Source organism: Streptomyces sp. NPDC048248, assembly GCF_043201875.1.
Lineage (GTDB): Bacteria > Actinomycetota > Actinomycetes > Streptomycetales > Streptomycetaceae > Streptomyces.
Genome location: NZ_JBICZL010000005.1, coordinates 30876 through 46954 on the forward strand (window position 1 = coordinate 30876; position 16079 = coordinate 46954).

At 70.9% G+C, this 16079-nt stretch carries 11 protein-coding genes; 3 read left to right on the forward strand and 8 right to left on the reverse strand.

Translation table 11 applies throughout. The annotated features are described in order from the left end of the window. Positions 1–5: 5 nt before the first annotated feature. Positions 6–1472 (reverse strand): amino acid permease, encoded by a 1467-nt coding sequence (locus tag ACGFZW_RS11555; RefSeq protein WP_393892879.1) that lies wholly within the window; start codon positions 1470–1472, stop codon positions 6–8. Between the two features lie 670 nt (positions 1473–2142). Here ACGFZW_RS11555 and ACGFZW_RS11560 point away from each other — a divergent pair. Further along, on the forward strand, positions 2143–3630 hold the full coding sequence (locus ACGFZW_RS11560; protein ID WP_393892880.1) for an NAD-binding protein: 1488 nt from the start codon (positions 2143–2145) through the stop codon (positions 3628–3630). 13 nt (positions 3631–3643) lie between these two features. On the opposite strand, the gene ACGFZW_RS11565 is transcribed toward ACGFZW_RS11560, so the two are convergent. Together ACGFZW_RS11565 and ACGFZW_RS11570 are read right to left on the reverse strand one after the other, a co-directional pair. Beyond that, positions 3644–6130 (reverse strand): SpoIIE family protein phosphatase, encoded by a 2487-nt coding sequence (locus ACGFZW_RS11565; RefSeq protein WP_393892881.1) that lies wholly within the window; start codon positions 6128–6130, stop codon positions 3644–3646. Positions 6131–6238: 108 nt separating this feature from the next. Beyond that, positions 6239–7876 (reverse strand): helix-turn-helix domain-containing protein, encoded by a 1638-nt coding sequence (locus ACGFZW_RS11570; protein WP_393892882.1) that lies wholly within the window; start codon positions 7874–7876, stop codon positions 6239–6241. A 701-nt stretch (positions 7877–8577) separates the two neighbouring features. Between ACGFZW_RS11570 and ACGFZW_RS11575 the strand changes: the two genes are divergently transcribed. After that, positions 8578–9378 (forward strand): hypothetical protein, encoded by an 801-nt coding sequence (locus ACGFZW_RS11575; RefSeq protein ID WP_393892883.1) that lies wholly within the window; start codon positions 8578–8580, stop codon positions 9376–9378. Between the two features lie 38 nt (positions 9379–9416). Here ACGFZW_RS11575 and ACGFZW_RS11580 read toward each other — a convergent pair whose 3' ends face one another. Next, positions 9417–10202: an Fpg/Nei family DNA glycosylase gene (locus tag ACGFZW_RS11580; protein ID WP_393892884.1), complete on the reverse strand. Its 786-nt coding sequence runs from the start codon at positions 10200–10202 to the stop codon at positions 9417–9419. Between the two features lie 213 nt (positions 10203–10415). Next, positions 10416–11192, reverse strand: a complete 777-nt coding sequence (locus tag ACGFZW_RS11585) for a GIDE domain-containing protein (RefSeq protein ID WP_393892885.1) — start codon at positions 11190–11192, stop codon at positions 10416–10418. Between the two features lie 228 nt (positions 11193–11420). Between ACGFZW_RS11585 and ACGFZW_RS11590 the strand changes: the two genes are divergently transcribed. Then, the gene (locus ACGFZW_RS11590; protein ID WP_393892886.1) at positions 11421–12146 is read left to right on the forward strand and encodes a flavodoxin family protein; all 726 of its coding nucleotides are present in this window, start codon (positions 11421–11423) and stop codon (positions 12144–12146) included. Between the two features lie 48 nt (positions 12147–12194). Here ACGFZW_RS11590 and ACGFZW_RS11595 read toward each other — a convergent pair whose 3' ends face one another. From ACGFZW_RS11595 to ACGFZW_RS11605, 3 genes are all read right to left on the reverse strand, one after another. After that, complete coding sequence (locus tag ACGFZW_RS11595; protein WP_393892887.1) at positions 12195–14444, reverse strand: germacradienol/geosmin synthase; 2250 nt, start codon at positions 14442–14444, stop codon at positions 12195–12197. 101 nt (positions 14445–14545) lie between these two features. Beyond that, positions 14546–14740: a hypothetical protein gene (locus ACGFZW_RS11600; protein WP_393892888.1), complete on the reverse strand. Its 195-nt coding sequence runs from the start codon at positions 14738–14740 to the stop codon at positions 14546–14548. A gap of 16 nt (positions 14741–14756) precedes the next feature. After that, complete coding sequence (locus tag ACGFZW_RS11605) at positions 14757–15998, reverse strand: RNA-guided endonuclease InsQ/TnpB family protein (protein ID WP_393892889.1); 1242 nt, start codon at positions 15996–15998, stop codon at positions 14757–14759. Between the last annotated feature and the right edge of the window lie 81 nt (positions 15999–16079).

Genomic DNA, 16079 nt, shown 5'->3' on the forward strand with positions numbered 1-16079 from the left:
GCGGGTTACCGCGCCGTGACGGCCTCCTGCTCGTCGGTGGCCGACCGGCGCAGTCGCTCGCGCACCAGCGAGATGGCGACGACGACCACGGCCAGGAGAACCGACAGCAGCACCTGGATGCGACCGCCGCCCTCGCTGTCGTCGGTGAGCATATAGACGAGCACGAAGGAGATCATCGCGATCGTCGCCCAGGTGAGATACGGGAAGAGCCACATCTTGACGGTGAGCTTCTCGGGGCTCTCGCGCTGGATGATGCCGCGCATCCGCAGCTGCGAGAAGCAGATGACCAGCCACACGAAGAGCGCGACCGCACCGGAGGAGTTCAGCAGGAACTGGAAGACGGTGTCCGGCCACAGGTAGTTGAAGCCCACCGCGACGAAGCCGAAGGCGACGGAGACCAGGATCGCGGCCTGCGGGACGCCGCGGCCGTTGGTCCGCGCGAAGGCCTTCGGGGCGTCGCCGCGCTGGCCGAGGGAGAAGGCCATGCGGGAGGCGGTGTAGAGGCCGGAGTTGAGGCAGGAGAGCACGGCGGTCAGCACGATGACGTTCATGACCTGGCCGGCGTGCGGGATGCCGATCGTGTCGAGGGCCGCGACGTAGCTGCCGTGCTTCTCGATGGAGGGGTCGTTCCAGGGCAGCAGGGAGACCACGACGAGGATCGAACCGAGGTAGAAGACGCCGACTCGCCAGATGACGCTCTTGGTGGCCTTGGTGACCGCGCGCCGCGGGTCCTCGGACTCACCGGCGGCGAGCGTGACGATCTCACTGCCCATGAAGGAGAAGACGACCATCAGCACACCGGTGAGGATGGCGCTCGGCCCGTGTGGCAGGAATCCGCCGTGCGCCGTGAGGTTGCTGAAGCCGGTCGCGGCGTTCTCGGAGCCGGGCAGCACACCGAAGATCGCCAGGCCGCCGAGGACGATGAAGCAGACGATGGCGACGACCTTGATGCCCGCGAACCAGAACTCGAACTCGCCGAAGGAGGCGACGGAGGCGAGGTTGGTGGCGGTGAGGATGACCATCACGAGCAGCGCCCAGGCCCACTGCGGGACGGCCGGGACCCAGCTCGTGAGGATGGCGGCGCCAGCGGTCGCCTCGACGGCGAGCACGACGACCCAGAAGAACCAGTACAGCCAGCCGATGGAGAATCCGGCCCAGCGGCCGAGCGCCCGGTCGGCGTAGGCGGAGAAGGAGCCGGAGGTCGGGTTGGCCGCGGCCATCTCGCCGAGCATCCGCATGACGAAGACGACGAGGGCGCCGACCAGGGCGTACGAGAGCAGGATGCCCGGGCCGGCGGCGGCGATGCCGGAGGCGGAGCCGACGAAGAGCCCGGCGCCGATGACCCCGCCGACCGCGATCATGGACAGGTGGCGGTTCTTGAGGCCGGACTGCAGACCCGACTGGTGCGGGGCCTGACTGTTCCCGGGCGGAGCGGGAGGGGGTGCCACGGGAGCAGGGGGACGTGTGGTCATCTCGACATCCATTGCGTGGTGGGAGGGGTCATGAGCGGGGTGACTGCTGAATTCGCCTCGGAAGCAGGGCGCATGTGCGGGCCGGGTCGGGGGACGGCGGCCGTGGCCATGGCCTGAGGGGTTTCGATGACGGTGAGACCACGGACCGCGGTCTTCCCATGGCGGCGCGGGCGACGTACCGGCTGTCGCGCGGTTGCGCTCTGCTCCACCTCCTTGTGAGAGGTGAGCCGCATCACCGCCGGATGAATTTGCGCCAGCGTATGAGGAAAGACCTGGCGGCGTATTTGTGAAACCGCACAAACTCACGCCCGATAACTGTTCGGCCGGCCAATGCGCAACTCGGACAAACGGGATCCATTGCCGGCGGCAGGCGATGCGGGCCGCGTCGGCTGAGCATGCTCCGGGCGACTTCGCCGGGCCTCGCGCCGCCTCTTCCGCGCAGCCTACGGGTCGCGATCCGGCGTCGGCCGGCCCGGTCCCGGACGCCCGGAAGCCCTGCTCGTACGGCTGGACAACGCCGTCGTGGAGATCTTGGCCGGCGGCACAGCAGCCTCGGCCGGCCCGCGTCCTAGCGTGAGTCCGGCATCCCGGCGGCCGTCCGCACACCGGGCGTCCCCGCCGGTCGAACCGCGTGCAGCAACCCACCGACCTCGTCGACCAAGGGAGCTCCATGGACACCACCGGCGGCGGACCACCCCGGCCGGACGAAAACGCGCCACCAGGCGCGGTGGACGGCATGGTCGTGATCGGGGCGACCACCCTGGCGCGCCGGGTCTGTGCGGCGCTGCGGGAGAGCGGGCGCCCGGTCCGGCACCTCGCCGCACCGGACGACCAGGAGCTGCGGCACGCGCTCGCCGCACGCCCCGCAGGCGTCGCCGTCCTGGTGGGCGACGACCTGTCCGCGCTCCGCTACGCGCTCGCCGTACGGCATGTCCGCGACTCCGTCGAGATCGTCGCCACCGTCTTCGACCGCACGGTGGCACAGCAGCTCCGCTCCCTGCTCCACCACTGCGTGGCGGTCTCACCTGCCGATCTCCTGGCACCGACGCTGGCCGGCCTGTGCCTCGACGCCGGCACGCTCGCCGTACGGCAGGACGGGGACGGCGCGGTGGCGGTCCGCCGCCTGGACGGCGCGTTCGTGGAGCGGGCGTGGCGGCCGAGCGGCACCGCCCGGCGGCGTGCGCTGCTGGGCCGACTGCGCGAACAGCTGCAGCCCCACGACGCCGACGCCCGCCTGCTGCTCATCGGACTGCTGGGTATCGCGGCGGTGCTGGCCCTGGACTGGTTGTGGCTGGTCACCGCCTTCCACGAGCCGGCCGGTACGGCCTTCCTGGAGGCGGCTCGGGTCGTCGCCGGGGTCGGCCCGGCCGCGGCGCACCCCGGCCACCCCGGGTACGAGGTGGTGTCCGGCATCGCGATGCTGGTGACGGTGGGCTTCACGGCGCTGCTCACCGCGGGCATCGTCGACCGGCTGCTCGGGCCGCGGCTGGTCGGCGTCCTGGGCCCGCGGGTGCTCCCCCGCACCGGGCATGTCCTGGTGGTGGGGCTCGGCCAGGTCGGGCTGCGGCTCTGCCAGACGCTGCGGCAGCTGGGCGTTCCCGTCGTCGGCGTCGAGCGCGAGCCGGCCGCCCCGAATCTCCGGCTGGCGCGGTCGATGGGGATACCCGTCGTGCTCGCCCACGGTGAGGACCGCGAAGTCCTCGCACGGCTCGGACTGGAGCGGGCCCGGGCCCTGGTCGCGGTCGGCTCCCACGAGCTGGACAACATCGCCGTGGCGGTCGCCGCGCACGCCGTGGCACCGGAGGTCAGGGTGGTGCTGCGGGCGGGCGAGGACGAGGCGATCGCGGAGACCCGCTCGCTGCTCCCGCTCGGGCTGACCCGCGACATCACCAGGACGAGCGCCGCCTACGTCACCGCCCACCTGACCGGGCAAGCGACCGGCGCTGCCCCTCGCCGCGTCATCGCCGACTCCGACTGCGACTACGTCGACCTGCCCGGTCGGGGCCTGGTGCGATGGCCCGTCCCGGCGGGGGACGGCTGCGGGCATGTGGCGGGGGCGGCCGAGTCCGGGGCCGGCTCAGGCGTCTCGGTGCATGCCGTGGATCGCGACGCGGCTCAACGCGGCGACGCGGACCGGGACGTGGTGCGCACCGGATGACCGTGCGCGGGGCTCACAACAACCCCTCCAGCGAAGGCATCGACTCGTCCGACGACGGGTCCTGCTCCGCCCAGATGATCTTTCCGGTCGAGGTGTAGCGGGTGCCCCACCGCCGGGTGAGCTGGGCGACGATCAGCAGGCCACGCCCGCCCTCGTCGGTGGTCCTGGCGTGGCGCAGCCGCGGTGAGGTGTTGCTGGCGTCGGAGACCTCGCAGATCAGCGCGTCATCACGGATCAGGCGCAGGGTGATCGGCCCGGTGGCGTGCCGGATGGCGTTGGTGACCAGCTCACTGACGATCAACTCCGTGGTGAACAGCATCGGTTCCATCCCCCACACCGACAGCTGCCGGCCGACGAGGGTGCGCGCGCTCGCGACGACGGCCGGGTCGGTCGGCAGGTCCCAGGAGGCGACCTGGTCCGCGCCCAGGGCGCGGGTGCGGGCCAGGAGCAGCGCGGCGTCGTCGGAGGGCGGGCCGGTCAGCAGGGCCGAGACGACGTCGTCACCGATCTCCCGCAGCGTCGGCCCGGGCCCCGAGAGGGCGTTGGTCAACCGCGAGAGCCCGACGCCGATGTCCCGGTCGCATGCCTCGATGAGGCCGTCGGTGTAAAGGGCGATCAGACTGCCCTCGGCCAGTTCCCATTCGGCCGATTCGAAGGGCAGGGCGCCGAGGCCGAGCGGTGGGCCCGCGGGCAGCTCGGGGAAGTCGACGGCGCCGTCCGGGCTGACGATCGCGGGCGGGAGGTGGCTGGCCCGGGCCAGCGTGCACCGCCTGCTGACGGGGTCGTAGACGGCGTACAGGCAGGTGGCGCCCACGAACGTGGCGGCCACGCTCTCCTGCTCCACCGCCGCAGACGGCGCCTCGCCGCTCCGGGTCTCCATCAGACCGATGACCAAGTCGTCCAAGCGGGCGAGCAGTTCGTCGGGGGCCAGATCGAGGTGGGCGAGCGTACGGACCGCCGTACGGAGCCGCCCCATCGTGGCCGCCGCGTTGATGCCGTGTCCGACCACGTCCCCGACGACCAGTGCCACCCGGGCCCCGGACAGCGGGATCACGTCGAACCAGTCGCCGCCCACCCCGCTGGGCGCGTCGGCGGGAAAGTACCAGGACGCCACCTCCAGGGCTGACCCTCCGGACAGCTCGTGCGGCAGCAGAGTCCGCTGCATCGCGCGGGCGGCGGTGCGTTCGCGGGTGTAGCGGCGGGCGTTGTCGACGCACACCGCGGCACGGGTGACGAGTTCCTCGGCCAGCCGTACGTCGTCCTCCTCGAACGGGCCCTGCCGCCGCGACCGGACGAAGGTGGCGGTCCCCAGCGTGACGCCGCGCGCCCGCACCGGCACCACCATCGCCGAGCGGAAGCCGTACTCGTCGATGATGGCGGCCAGCGCCGGATCGTCCGCGACCCACGCGCTGGTGGCGACATCGAGCACCGCCTCCACCAGGGTCTTGCCGTCGCGCAGACAGCGGGCCACGGGCGAGGCCGGCGCTCGCCGGACCACCTCTCCCATGGCCAGGCTCGCCTCCGGGCAGCCTTCACGGACCGACTGCTGCCCGGACCGGCGCAGCACCGGGGTGCCGTCGACGGGCCCCGGGTCCGGCTCCTCGCCCCTGAGGACGGAGTCCAGCAGATCGACGGCGACGAAGTCGGCGAACTGCGGGACGGCGACATCGGCGAGCTCCTGGGCGGTCACCGTGACGTCCAGGGTGCTGCCGATACGTGCGCTGGCGTCGTTCAGCAGGGCGAGGCGTTCCTGGGCACGCCAGCGCTCGGTGACGTCGATGACCATGTACCAGATGCCGACGCGCCGGCCGCGAGGATCCGCAAGACCGAAGAAGGACGCCGAGTAGGCGCGCTCCTGGTGCGGGTCGGAATAGGCGGGACTGCGGAACTCGTAGTCCATCACCGACGATCCGCTCGCCAGGACCCGCTGCATCCGCTCCTCGAACGCCTCCGCCTCCTTCCTCGGCAGCACGTCCTTCACCTGTCGTCCCAGCCGCCGCTCCAGCGGAATCAGCCGCTCCAGCACGTCGTTCACCCAGACGTAGCGCAGGCTGGTGTCCAGCACGGCCATGCCGACGGGGGCGTGGGCGAGAAACGGCTCCAGCATCAGCTGGTTGACCCCGCCGCCCGGCAGTCGCCACTCCTCCAGGGCCAGCAGCGACCAGCGTTCGCGGCCGGTCGCTTCGAGGAGCGGCGAGACCTGGACGGCCAGTTGGAGCGGCTGTCCGTCACGATGGCGCGCCGTCACCGATCCGCCCCAGCCGTCGCCCGCACGGCACCAGTGCGCCACGGCGGCGGCGCGCGAGGCGTCCTCGGGGACGGCCAGGAGTTCGGCGGCGGGGTGGTTCAGGATCTCGTCCGCCGGATAGCCGAGCAGCCGCTCCGCGGCCCTCGTCCAGGCGACGACCTGCCCGGCCGCGTCCAGTTCGGCCGTTGCCGCGTCCGCGATATCGCAGGCGCGCCCCGCCCCCTCCGGCAGATCGCTCTCCGACGTCATCATCGCCAGCCCGTCACCTCAATGCCGCGTATGGCTCATTCTAGGAGGAATGCGCGATATGCCGCCGCGCGAGGCAGGGCCGAGGCGGACCGGTGCACCGGCCGGGGCGGATCAGCCGGCCGGCGGCAGACGCAGCTGGAGCATCGCGAGCAGCCGCTGATCGGGTCGGCTCAGATCGAGGCCGGTCAGCTGCTCGACCCGGCGGATGCGGTAGCGCAGCGTGTTGGGGTGCACATGCAGCTCGGCGGCGGCCGCCCGCACGTCACCGAAGGAATTCAGGTACGTCAGGATCGACTCGGCCAGCTGCCCCTGGTTCCTGCTGTCGTGCGCGACGACGGCGGTCAGCCGTGGATCGCGCATGTCCGGTCGCGCGGAGAGCAACGCGAGCAACTCGCTGACCAGCACTTCGGCCTGTATGTCGGGCAGCGCGGCCACCGTCGTGGCGACGCCGACGCGCACCATCGCATCGAGGATCCGGTCCGCCTCCCGGCGTGACTCCGGCACCTCGTCGAGGCGGGGCACGATGCATCCCACGCTGCCGCGCAGTGCGATGCCCAGGTGCCGGCGGGCCGCGGCGGTGATCTCCTCGCCCCAGCCGCGCAGCGTGCCGGTGTCGATACTGCGCGGCAGCTGCGGCAGGAGCACGTAGATGCGGTGATCGACCTGGGCGAGCAGGGCGCTGCGGTGCCGGGCGGCGGTGTGCACCGAGATCAGGTTCGCGACCTCGGCGCGCGTCAGCTCGGGCCCGGAAGCCTCTTCGGCGCCGTAGGTGAACCCCAGCACTGCGGCCGGGCGGCCGATGTCCAGCCCCAGGTGGGTCGCCAGCGGCTGCGGTCCCGTGCTGCCCTCCAGCAGCCCGGCGGACAGGGTGCGGGTGAGCGTCAGATCGGCCGAGAGCTCGCGCCGTCGGCGTACCAGGTGCTGGGCCGCGACCCGGGCCGCGCCGAGCAGCGCCTGCTCCGAGCGCTCGGTGAGCGGCATCGAGCCCTCCTGGACCCAGATGGTGCCCAGCTGGCGCTCCCCGGAGCGGATGGCCACCGCGAGCCGGCGGCGGATCCCCATCTCGGGGTGGCTGTCGATACGGATCACCTCGTCGGAGGCCCGTAGCCGCTGGAAGACGCCCCACTTGCGCAGCCGCGTCAGATACGCCTCCGGGCCCTGCCAGCCCAGGATGGACAGCCGCCGCAGGTCGTCGACCTCTTCGGAATCGCTCGAACGGGAGTAGGCCAGCACGCGGTTCGCGGTGTCCTCGATGCTGACGATGCCGCCGGTGAGGACGGCGGTGGTCTGGGCGAGGGCGAAGAGGTCCCCTTCCTCGGGGGTCTCGCCGGGCGGGCCCTGCGGAACGTCCTCCAGCGCCGCGCGCGCCAGGGCGTCCACATGCTCCCAGCGCGCCTCGCTGCGCACCGTCAGCAGAGCGATGCCGGCCTCCGCGGCGGTCTCGCTGAGGGCGGCCGCCTGAGCGGGCGCATCGAGCTTGACGGCGACGGCGGCGGCTCCGTCCCGGCCGCCCGCGCGCAGCGCGGGGAACGCGGCACGGCCCCGGGCCCCTATGGCCAAAATCAGCTCCCCGGGACGGGCCAGCGGCGGATCCTCGGGGTCGAGCAGAGCGACGCTACGGATCTCCACATCCAGCCCCGCGGGGGCTGCCTGCAGCTCCACCAGCGGCTCCCCCAGCGCCATCAGCAGCTGGCGCAGACTGATGCCCCTGGCGGGTGGCGGTGCCGCGGCAACGGAATCCGAATCCATGATCGACGCCTCTGCTGGGGTCGGGTGGCCTTGGCTCATTGGGGGATGGCCTTCGTACAGGCACTTCCGGATGACGTCATGACCCCCGCCCGACCACGTCACGACGAGCATCCGAGGGACGCGCAAGGCAGAACCGCCGCGCGTAGGACCACGCCAACAGTACTGATGTTATCGGCCACGGCAACCGCCTGCGGCGGGGTCGCCCGGGCGACGCCCGGCCGGCCCTCGGCAAGGGTCGCCCGCCACATATGACGAGACGCCGCGTATCGCCTAGCGGATCGTTTCCGCCACCGGCGCCTCAGCGGTCCGTGGCCCGATGAGTCGGACGGCGCGCCGGGAATCGCCGTGGGAAGCGGCTCGACGGTCGTCGTCACATGTGCGCCCGAAGGAGAAAGGCGATACGGCACCTCCCTTGCCTCACCACCGGAAGCCCTTCATCACCGGAGCTGTCCATCGCCGGAGCTGTCCAACTCATCCACATGAATTGCGAATTGAGTATCGAGTAATGCATTTTGCCGGTCGCCGGAACAACGAAAAAGCGCGGGAGAAGGGGCGATGGGATTTCTTCGGCACCCTCGGCACGGCCCCTAATATGTGCGTAAAGCCAGGGCGCCGAGCGCCCTTTGGGCAGCGGCCTCGTGGAAGTGCGCGGCGGGCTGACGTCACTTGCGGCCCGGCAGGGCCGCATACCGGGAGGATCCGTGAACGGGCGGGAACCGCAGGTCTCTGTGGGCGGGCGTTCCTACGACGCCTCACGTGTCGAGGCCGTGCGGGCGAAGGCCGGGCTGAAGTCGGCCCGGGAGGAAGCCTGTCGACAGGTCGCGGGCAGGAGCGCCTTCGAGCATCCCGAGACCCGGGCCGCCTGGAAGCGGTTGCGGAGGCGGGTGCGGGGGAGCCTGACGCTCTGGACCGTTCTGTGGCTGGGCTCGTTCGTCGCGGTGAGCGTCCTCGCCGGGACCGACCGCCTCGGCCCGCGCCCGGACAAGGTGACCGGCCCCTACGGGGGCGTGACGTTCCTCGTCTACCTCTGCTTCCTGTATCTCCGCGTCGGCTCACTGGGCTGCCTGCGGCGGATGCGGCGCGATCTTGAAACGTACGAGTGGCAGCCGATCCCGGCCGCGCGCCGCAACCCCCACTTCAAGGACACCAACGGGGTCGCCGTTCAGCTTCGGCTCGGCGCGGCCGACCCGGAGAGCGAGCCGGCCGGCGTCGTATCGCCCCGTAAATCGGCCCCGCGGAAGACCGGGGTCGCGCAAGGAGCGGCCGCCGGCCGTCTGTTCGGCGGCGCCGGTGAGCGGTGGACGGGGCTGCTTTCGGCGCGGAACCCGGCGCACCGGCGGCGCTGGACCGAGGAGATGGCAGATGGCGCGTGGTACGCGGGAGATCCCCTGGCCGCCCACCCGAAGGACCTCGTGGGAAGCGGCGTCGTGAGTACCCCGGGCGGCGGCGACCTCTTCGCGCTGACGTCGACGAACAGCACCGGCAGGCCCGCCCGCCGCTGATCCGGTTCCTTGCACAACCCGCATGTCGCGGCGAGCCGTTACGGCGCCTCCGGCTGGCATCGCGGGCACCACACGGTGCCGCGACCCGCGATCCGGCTGTGCTCCAAGGATTCGCCGCAACGCGGACAGCTCGCGTCCGTATCGTCGCGGTGGCCGGTGAGCCAGGAGGCGGGGGACGGCACCCGCCCCGCGCTCACCGCCTCCCGCAGCGTGCCCTGCATTTCCGTGTGGAGCCGGCCGCTCTCGTCGCCGGCGAGGTCGCGGGCGGGCCGCGCGGGGTGCAGCCGGGCGCGCCACAGGATCTCGTCGACGAGCAGATTGCCGAGTCCGGCCACGGTCGACTGATCCATCAGGACGGACTTGAGGCTGCCGCGCCGCCCGGCGAGCGCCTCGTCGAAGGCGGCGCGGTCCACCGTGGCCGCGTCGGGCCCCTGATCGGCCAGTACCCGGGCGACGCCGGCCTCGTCGGCCAGCCACAGGCCCTTGAGTTTGCGCTGGTCGCGGTAGCGGAGCTGCCGGTCGCCCGCCACGGTGAGGACGACACGGTCGTGGGCGTGGGGCGGGTCGTCGGGGGTGGCGCACAGCAGTTCCCCGGTCATGCCGAAGTGCAGCAGCACGGTGGGGCCGTCGGTCCGGGCGAGCAGCCACTTGCCGTGCCGATCGGGCCGGGTGAACGTACGGCCTTCCAGGTCGCGGCGGAGACGGCCCACGCTCACGTCGTGCAGCACCCCCGCGTCGTGCACCTCGACCCGCTCGATCCGACGGTCCTGCGCACAGGACTCCAGGATCCTGCGGAACTCCTCGACATCGGGCAGCTCGGGCATGACGTCGACCGCCAATCCTCGTGCGCCGCGCGACCTGAGCGGCGGCGAGGCACCGACCGGGCGCCGTGCGACGGCGCCACGGACCGGACCCGCCTCCGGGGGCCGGACGTAGACGGAACCGATGTTTTCAGGTGTTTTCAGGCATACCACGAGGGATGCGGAGGAGCGATTTTTCGCGGCCGCTGCACCCGGGGAGCTCCCGTCCGCAGCGCCTCACCGGGCGACCGCCATCACGATCAGCGCGACTCCCACCACCGCCGCGAGCCCGGCGCCCAGCCCGCAGACCAGCACCTTGTTGTTCGCACCGCGGAGCAGTTCCTTCTCGGACCTGGCCGACAGGACGAAGGAGCCGCCCTCGGCCGGTGGCACGATCGCCAGGTGGCCTTCGGCGTCGGTGGCCTCGCCGTGGACGTAGCAGCGGCCACCGGGGCGGACGAGCCACTCCTCCCGCAGATAGCCCAAGGTGCCGTCGCCGCCGCCGAGGTTCAGGCTGAGCGGGCCCAGTTCGAGGCGGTTGGCACCCGGCACGAGCGGGTCGAAGCGGTCGAGGACCTTCTCCGCGCCGACGACCTCGTGTCCTGCGGGGTGCACCGCCACCTTGCCGGTGGCGTCCGCGACGAAGAACGCGGTGGAGCTGGAGTGCTCGGAGAGCACATCGGTGCGCGTTCTGCGCTTGCGGTTGCCGTTGCCGTCCCGGTAGATCTCCTCGTACTTGCGGGAGATCTTGTGCCGGTGCCAGACGCACTCCAGCTCCTCCAGCTCGGATCGCAGCACGCCGTCCCGGTGCGGGCGCGCGTGACCCGCTACCTCACAGCGGTACCGGAAGTTGCCCGGGCCCGCGGCCCGGGCCGCCGCCTCGTGCAGCGACCTCAGGTCCCGCACCGGCAGCGTCTCGGTGCACTCCATCGAGCGGGCGCGCGCGTGCGCGGCGCGCGCGAGGTACGCGCACACCGCCGCCAGGGCCAAACCGGCGATACCTATCCAGATCACAGCAACTCCCCGGGTGGTGTACCCCCCTCGATCGCGTGACCCTACCCGGGCCCGCCGCAGGTGCGGCACCCCCGTACGAGGGCGGGCCGCCCCGCTCCCGCCCACCCCCTTCGCCCGATATTCACCCCTTGCATCTTTGGTCCCGTTCACGGCCTGTCAGGTGGATCGCCGGGCCCTCCCGGAGCAGGCTGAGCGCACACTCCACCGCTCGCCCGAGGAGGCCACCCGATGGCCGCGGTTCCCCCCGCTCCGTACCGCTACGACAACCTGAGCGCCCTGTTCGTGAACTGCACGCTCAAGCGTTCCCCCGAGGTCAGCAACACCGAGGGACTGATCGACAAGAGCGCCGCCCTGATGGCGGCGAACGGCGTCACGACCAGCGTGCTGCGTGCCGTCGACCATGACATCGCCACCGGCGTCTGGCCCGACATGACCGAGCACGGCTGGGAGTCCGATGCCTGGCCACGGCTGTACGAGCAGGTCATGGCCGCGGACATCCTCGTGCTGTGCGGCCCCATCTGGCTCGGCGACAACAGCTCCGTGACCAAGCGGTTCATCGAGCGTCTCTACGCCTGCTCCAGTCTGCTCAACGACCGGGGGCAGTACGCCTATTACGGCAGGGTGGGAGGCTGCCTCGTCACGGGCAACGAGGACGGCGTCAAGCACTGCGCCATGAACATCCTCTACAGCCTCCAGCATCTCGGCTACACCATCCCTCCGCAGGCCGACGCCGGGTGGATCGGAGAGGCCGGCCCCGGCCCGTCCTATCTGGACCCCGGATCCGGCGGCCCCGAGAACGACTTCACCAACCGCAACGCGGCCTTCATGACCTGGAACCTGCTGCACGTGGCAGCCATGCTCAAGCAGGCAGGCGGCATTCCCGCACACGGCAACCAGCGCTCCCAGTGGGACGCGGGCTGCCGCTCCGACCAGCCCAATCCCGAGCACCGGTGATCCGGCCCGGCCCGCCGGACACGACTCCGGCGGGCCGGGGCGAGGCCACTACCCGGCGCTCAGGGCCGACTGGAGCACGCGCGCGGCGGAGGTGCCCAGTCCGGTGAGTGCGGTGATCCTCATCGGGGTGCCCGGGGTGTGGCGCAGATCGGCCTCGCCGTAGCGGCGGCAGTCCCGGTGCCAGACGAGGATGCCGGACAGCCAGTTCTGCAGTTCCTTCACATACCCGTCGAGGATCTCGCGAGCCTCCGGGGAGAGGTCGAAGTCGTCATAGACGATGGGCAGTTCGTTCGCGGCGACATGCTGGAACTCACGCATCCGGGAGTTCATCAGGTCGTGGACGATGGCCAGCGCCGTCGGGTAGTCGCAGTCGAAGAAGTTCTGCACGACCAGGATGCCGTTGTGGACCTCGCCCTCGTACTCGATCTCCTTCTGGTACGAGAAGACGTCGTTGAGCAGGGCCGCGTAGTCCGAGGCGGAGTTCTCCAGGGCCCGCATCGGGCCGGTGCGGTAGATCTCCGGCGGCACCTGCCGCCCGTGCCCCAGACGGCTGAGACTCATCGTGAGGTCGGACCCGAAGGTCGCGCGGCGCATCTCGATGTAGTCGACCGGGTCGGGGATACGGTTCTGCGCCTGGTTGTCCAGCTCCCAGACCCAGCTGGCCGTCATCTTGTCGATCGCGGCCCGGAAGGTGCCCCGCGCGTCGGGGGACATCGGCCCTGCGGTGCGCGCCCACAGGTCAGCCAACGACCGTTCCATGGCGTTGACCGGTTCCGGCGCCGGCGTCGAGGAGTCGAGGGGCATGAACAGCGAGAGCCGCTCGGTGCACACCTTGGCCGCGGTCAGATCACGGGCCCGGCCGAAGACCGCCGGGTAGTAGTCGTCGCCGTAGGTGCCCCAGGTCAGCCACTGCGAGCTGAGGTCGAGCTCTTCCGGGGTGGCGTCCGGGTGCAGGCCGGCGGCGCACAGGGGGAGGTCGTACCTCACCAGGGCATCCTCGTCCCAGACGTCGGAGAAGGGCACGCCGGGCTGGCCGACGAGCAGGCCCATGCGGTGCGCCCAGCCGACGATATTGCGCCGGGCCGCGTTCAGGTGCGAGCTGTGCGTGGCGGTGAACGGCATGTCGAAGTCCGGCAGCACGGACGGGCCGACCTTCTTGTACGGGACGTGGGTGTGGCCGCGCAGGCGCTGGGCGCCGGCCGTGCGCAGCGCGGTCTTGAGGTCCGCCGCCGAGGTGCCGATGCCGCCGACCGAGAAGGGGGACCAGGGCACGGCCGAGGGCGCCGAGGGTCCGTCGGCGGCCGTCCCGCCGCCGTTCATGTAGCGGCTGGAGCGCATGTGCCACTCGTGGCCGCCGGACTGCCAGTCCTGGAGGCCCTTGGCGTAGGCGAGGACATCGGCGCAGGCGTGCGGGTCGAGGCCCTTCTCCACGAAGAGGGAGGGGAGTTCGGTGACGACGGTGTTCTCGAACTGCTGGAGCCGTGAGGTGATGAGGTCGTTGACGGCGTCCGCGGCCTCCTGGGTGGTGCAGTCCAGGAACGTCTCCAGCACCAGGACGCCATTGCTCAGCTCGCCCTCGTCCTCGGTCTCCCGCTGGTAGGAGAAGAGGTCGTTGCGCAGGTGCACCCCGTCGGAGAACGTGTCCTTCAGGACCCGCAGGGGGCGGGAGCCGGCGACGGCCGCGGGGACCTCGGCGCCGGTCGCGTACTCCACCAGGCCGGCCGACCAGGGCGCGCCGCCGACCTTGCGGCGCATCTCGATGTACTCGACGGGGTTGGGCACGCGGTGGATGTTGATGTTGGACAGTTCCCACAGCGATTCGTTGAGCAGGTGCTCGGTGCTCTCCGCGAAGCGGGCCCGCCATTCCAGGGACATGGACGGCACGGTGCGCGCCCACAGATCGGCCAGCCCGGCCTCGACGGGGTTGGTCGGCTCCGGCACGGGGGTGGACAGGTCCATCGGCATGAAGGCCGGCAGCCGGTCGAGGTATTCCTTGCCGCCCTTGCGGTCCAGCGTCCGCTTGAACTTCTCCAGGAAGTGGTCGTCGAAGAAGAAGACCCATACGTACCAGTCGGTCACCAGGGAGAGCGCCGGCTCGGGGGCATCGGGGTGGGTGTAGGAGCAGAGCAGCGCGTAGTCGTGGGCGTTGAGGTCACGCTCGTCCCAGATGTTCGAGCCCTCCAGCATTCCCATGCCGCGGGCCCACTCCTTCGAATGCTTTCGCGCCGCTTCCAGATGCGGGTTCAAACGCGCCGGATGCGGGGTGTAGAAGGTCGGCAATTCGAATGGCTGTGTCACCGTTCCTGGCCTCTCCCGGTACGTGCGGAGGCGCGGCGAATCGAGGAACGCCCCCTGGTCGCAGGAGCACTACCCGTGGCCACTTCGCGGTAGCCCACTCCTTACGAGGACTTGCTGCCGGGCCGGGATGTTGATATGAGCGGCAGGGAGGTGCGGGGGACTGCGGCTGTCCGCGGCCGGTCCTGAAGTCCCGTACCACGTAAGGAACTTCCCGCGGCGGCGCGCAGGGACAGTTCCGCCAGTGCCTCCGGCGCCCCGGCCTGGCCGCGGATGCCGGGGAAGGCGTTGATATCCACGTTGGCGTCCTCCCCCTCATGAATGAGGGGGATTCCCCTTCTCGGGGGTTTGGCCGGTCGCCCGGCCTACGGGTTCCTGCTTCACAGACCGGCTGATACCGAGGTCTCCACAGGCTGACACGGCATGTCCTGCCGCGTTGCGGATGTTGACGGCGGCGTTCACGTCGGCATGAGCTCGGTGTCCGCAGCCTGCGGCTTTGCACACGAAGACCGATTGGCTCTCTCGGTTCCCTTCGGTGACCAAGCCGCAGGCGGAGCACCGCTGCGAGGTGTACGCGGGGTTTACCTTCACCAGCACAGTGCCCGTGTACCGGGCCGCGCTCGTGAGGGCGAGTTCGAGGCGGTGCCAGCCCTTGTCGAGTATCGAGCGGTTCAGGCCCCGCTTCTGGACGACACCTGTACCCGGCTCGGCTGCCGTGCCGGCCGCCGATTTCGACATGTTGCGTGTCTTGAGGTCTTCGAGCACAACCAGCGCGTTCTTCGCGGTGAGGTGCGCGGCCGTCTGGGCGCAGAAGTCCCCACGCCGGTGTGACACCCTGCCCGCGATCTGGTTCATGCGGGCGCGGACCTTGGCCCTGTTGCGGCTGGTTTTGCGGGTGCGGGCAAGCTGCTGTTGCAGCCTGCGGTACCGCTTCGTTTCGCCAGGGGTGACGAACTCGCGGTCGAAGAAGTCGCCGTCTGAGGTGACCGCGGCCGCCTTCACACCGCGGTCGATCCCGACCGCGGTGTCCGGCAGGGCGTGCTGCTCAGGTGTCATCTCCTCGCTGGAGACGAGGAAGGAGATGCACCAGTGCCTGCCCTTGCGGGACACAGTTGCCGACTTGACCTCGCCGCCCAGGGGACGGGACCACCGGAAGGTAACCCAGCCCAGCTTCGGCAGCCTGGCCCGGCCCCACTTGCGGCCGAGGCGTTCCACGGTAATGAGATTCCCGGCAGGGAACCGGAACGAAGGGGACCAGCGGGCCTTGGACCGCCAGCGGACCTTGAATGTGCCGTGATCCCGGCACGCCTTGTCCAAGTCCTTGAGGGCCTGCTGCAAGACGTGCGACGGCGCGGCCTTCAACCACTCATGCTCGCGCTTGGCGTCGGCCAGCTCGGCGGCCTGAGGGACATAGTTCATCCACGCACCACGCCGCCGGTACTGCCTGCGCTGGTCGAGTCCGGTGTTCCACACCGCCCGGCAGATGTTCCCGAACTCCTCACACATCGACTCTTGCTCAGCATCGAGCGCGAGACGGTACTTACGACCGGACAGCATGACAACACCCCCTCAAGGGCGGAAAGTTGACCAATTCTAACGTCACCATTGCAGGTCAGAGTTTTAGGATGGTCTAACCTC

Bases quoted from the DNA above. Each gene is read 5' to 3' on its own strand.
- ACGFZW_RS11560 (WP_393892880.1), top strand. From the start codon at position 2,143: ATGGACACCACCGGCGGCGGACCACCCCGGCCGGACGAAAACGCGCCA.
- ACGFZW_RS11555 (WP_393892879.1), bottom strand. From the start codon at position 1,472: ATGACCACACGTCCCCCTGCTCCCGTGGCACCCCCTCCCGCTCCGCCC.
- ACGFZW_RS11580 (WP_393892884.1), bottom strand. From the start codon at position 10,202: ATGCCCGAGCTGCCCGATGTCGAGGAGTTCCGCAGGATCCTGGAGTCC.
- ACGFZW_RS11605 (WP_393892889.1), bottom strand. From the start codon at position 15,998: ATGCTGTCCGGTCGTAAGTACCGTCTCGCGCTCGATGCTGAGCAAGAG.
- ACGFZW_RS11590 (WP_393892886.1), top strand. From the start codon at position 11,421: ATGGCCGCGGTTCCCCCCGCTCCGTACCGCTACGACAACCTGAGCGCC.
- ACGFZW_RS11565 (WP_393892881.1), bottom strand. From the start codon at position 6,130: ATGATGACGTCGGAGAGCGATCTGCCGGAGGGGGCGGGGCGCGCCTGC.
- ACGFZW_RS11570 (WP_393892882.1), bottom strand. From the start codon at position 7,876: ATGGATTCGGATTCCGTTGCCGCGGCACCGCCACCCGCCAGGGGCATC.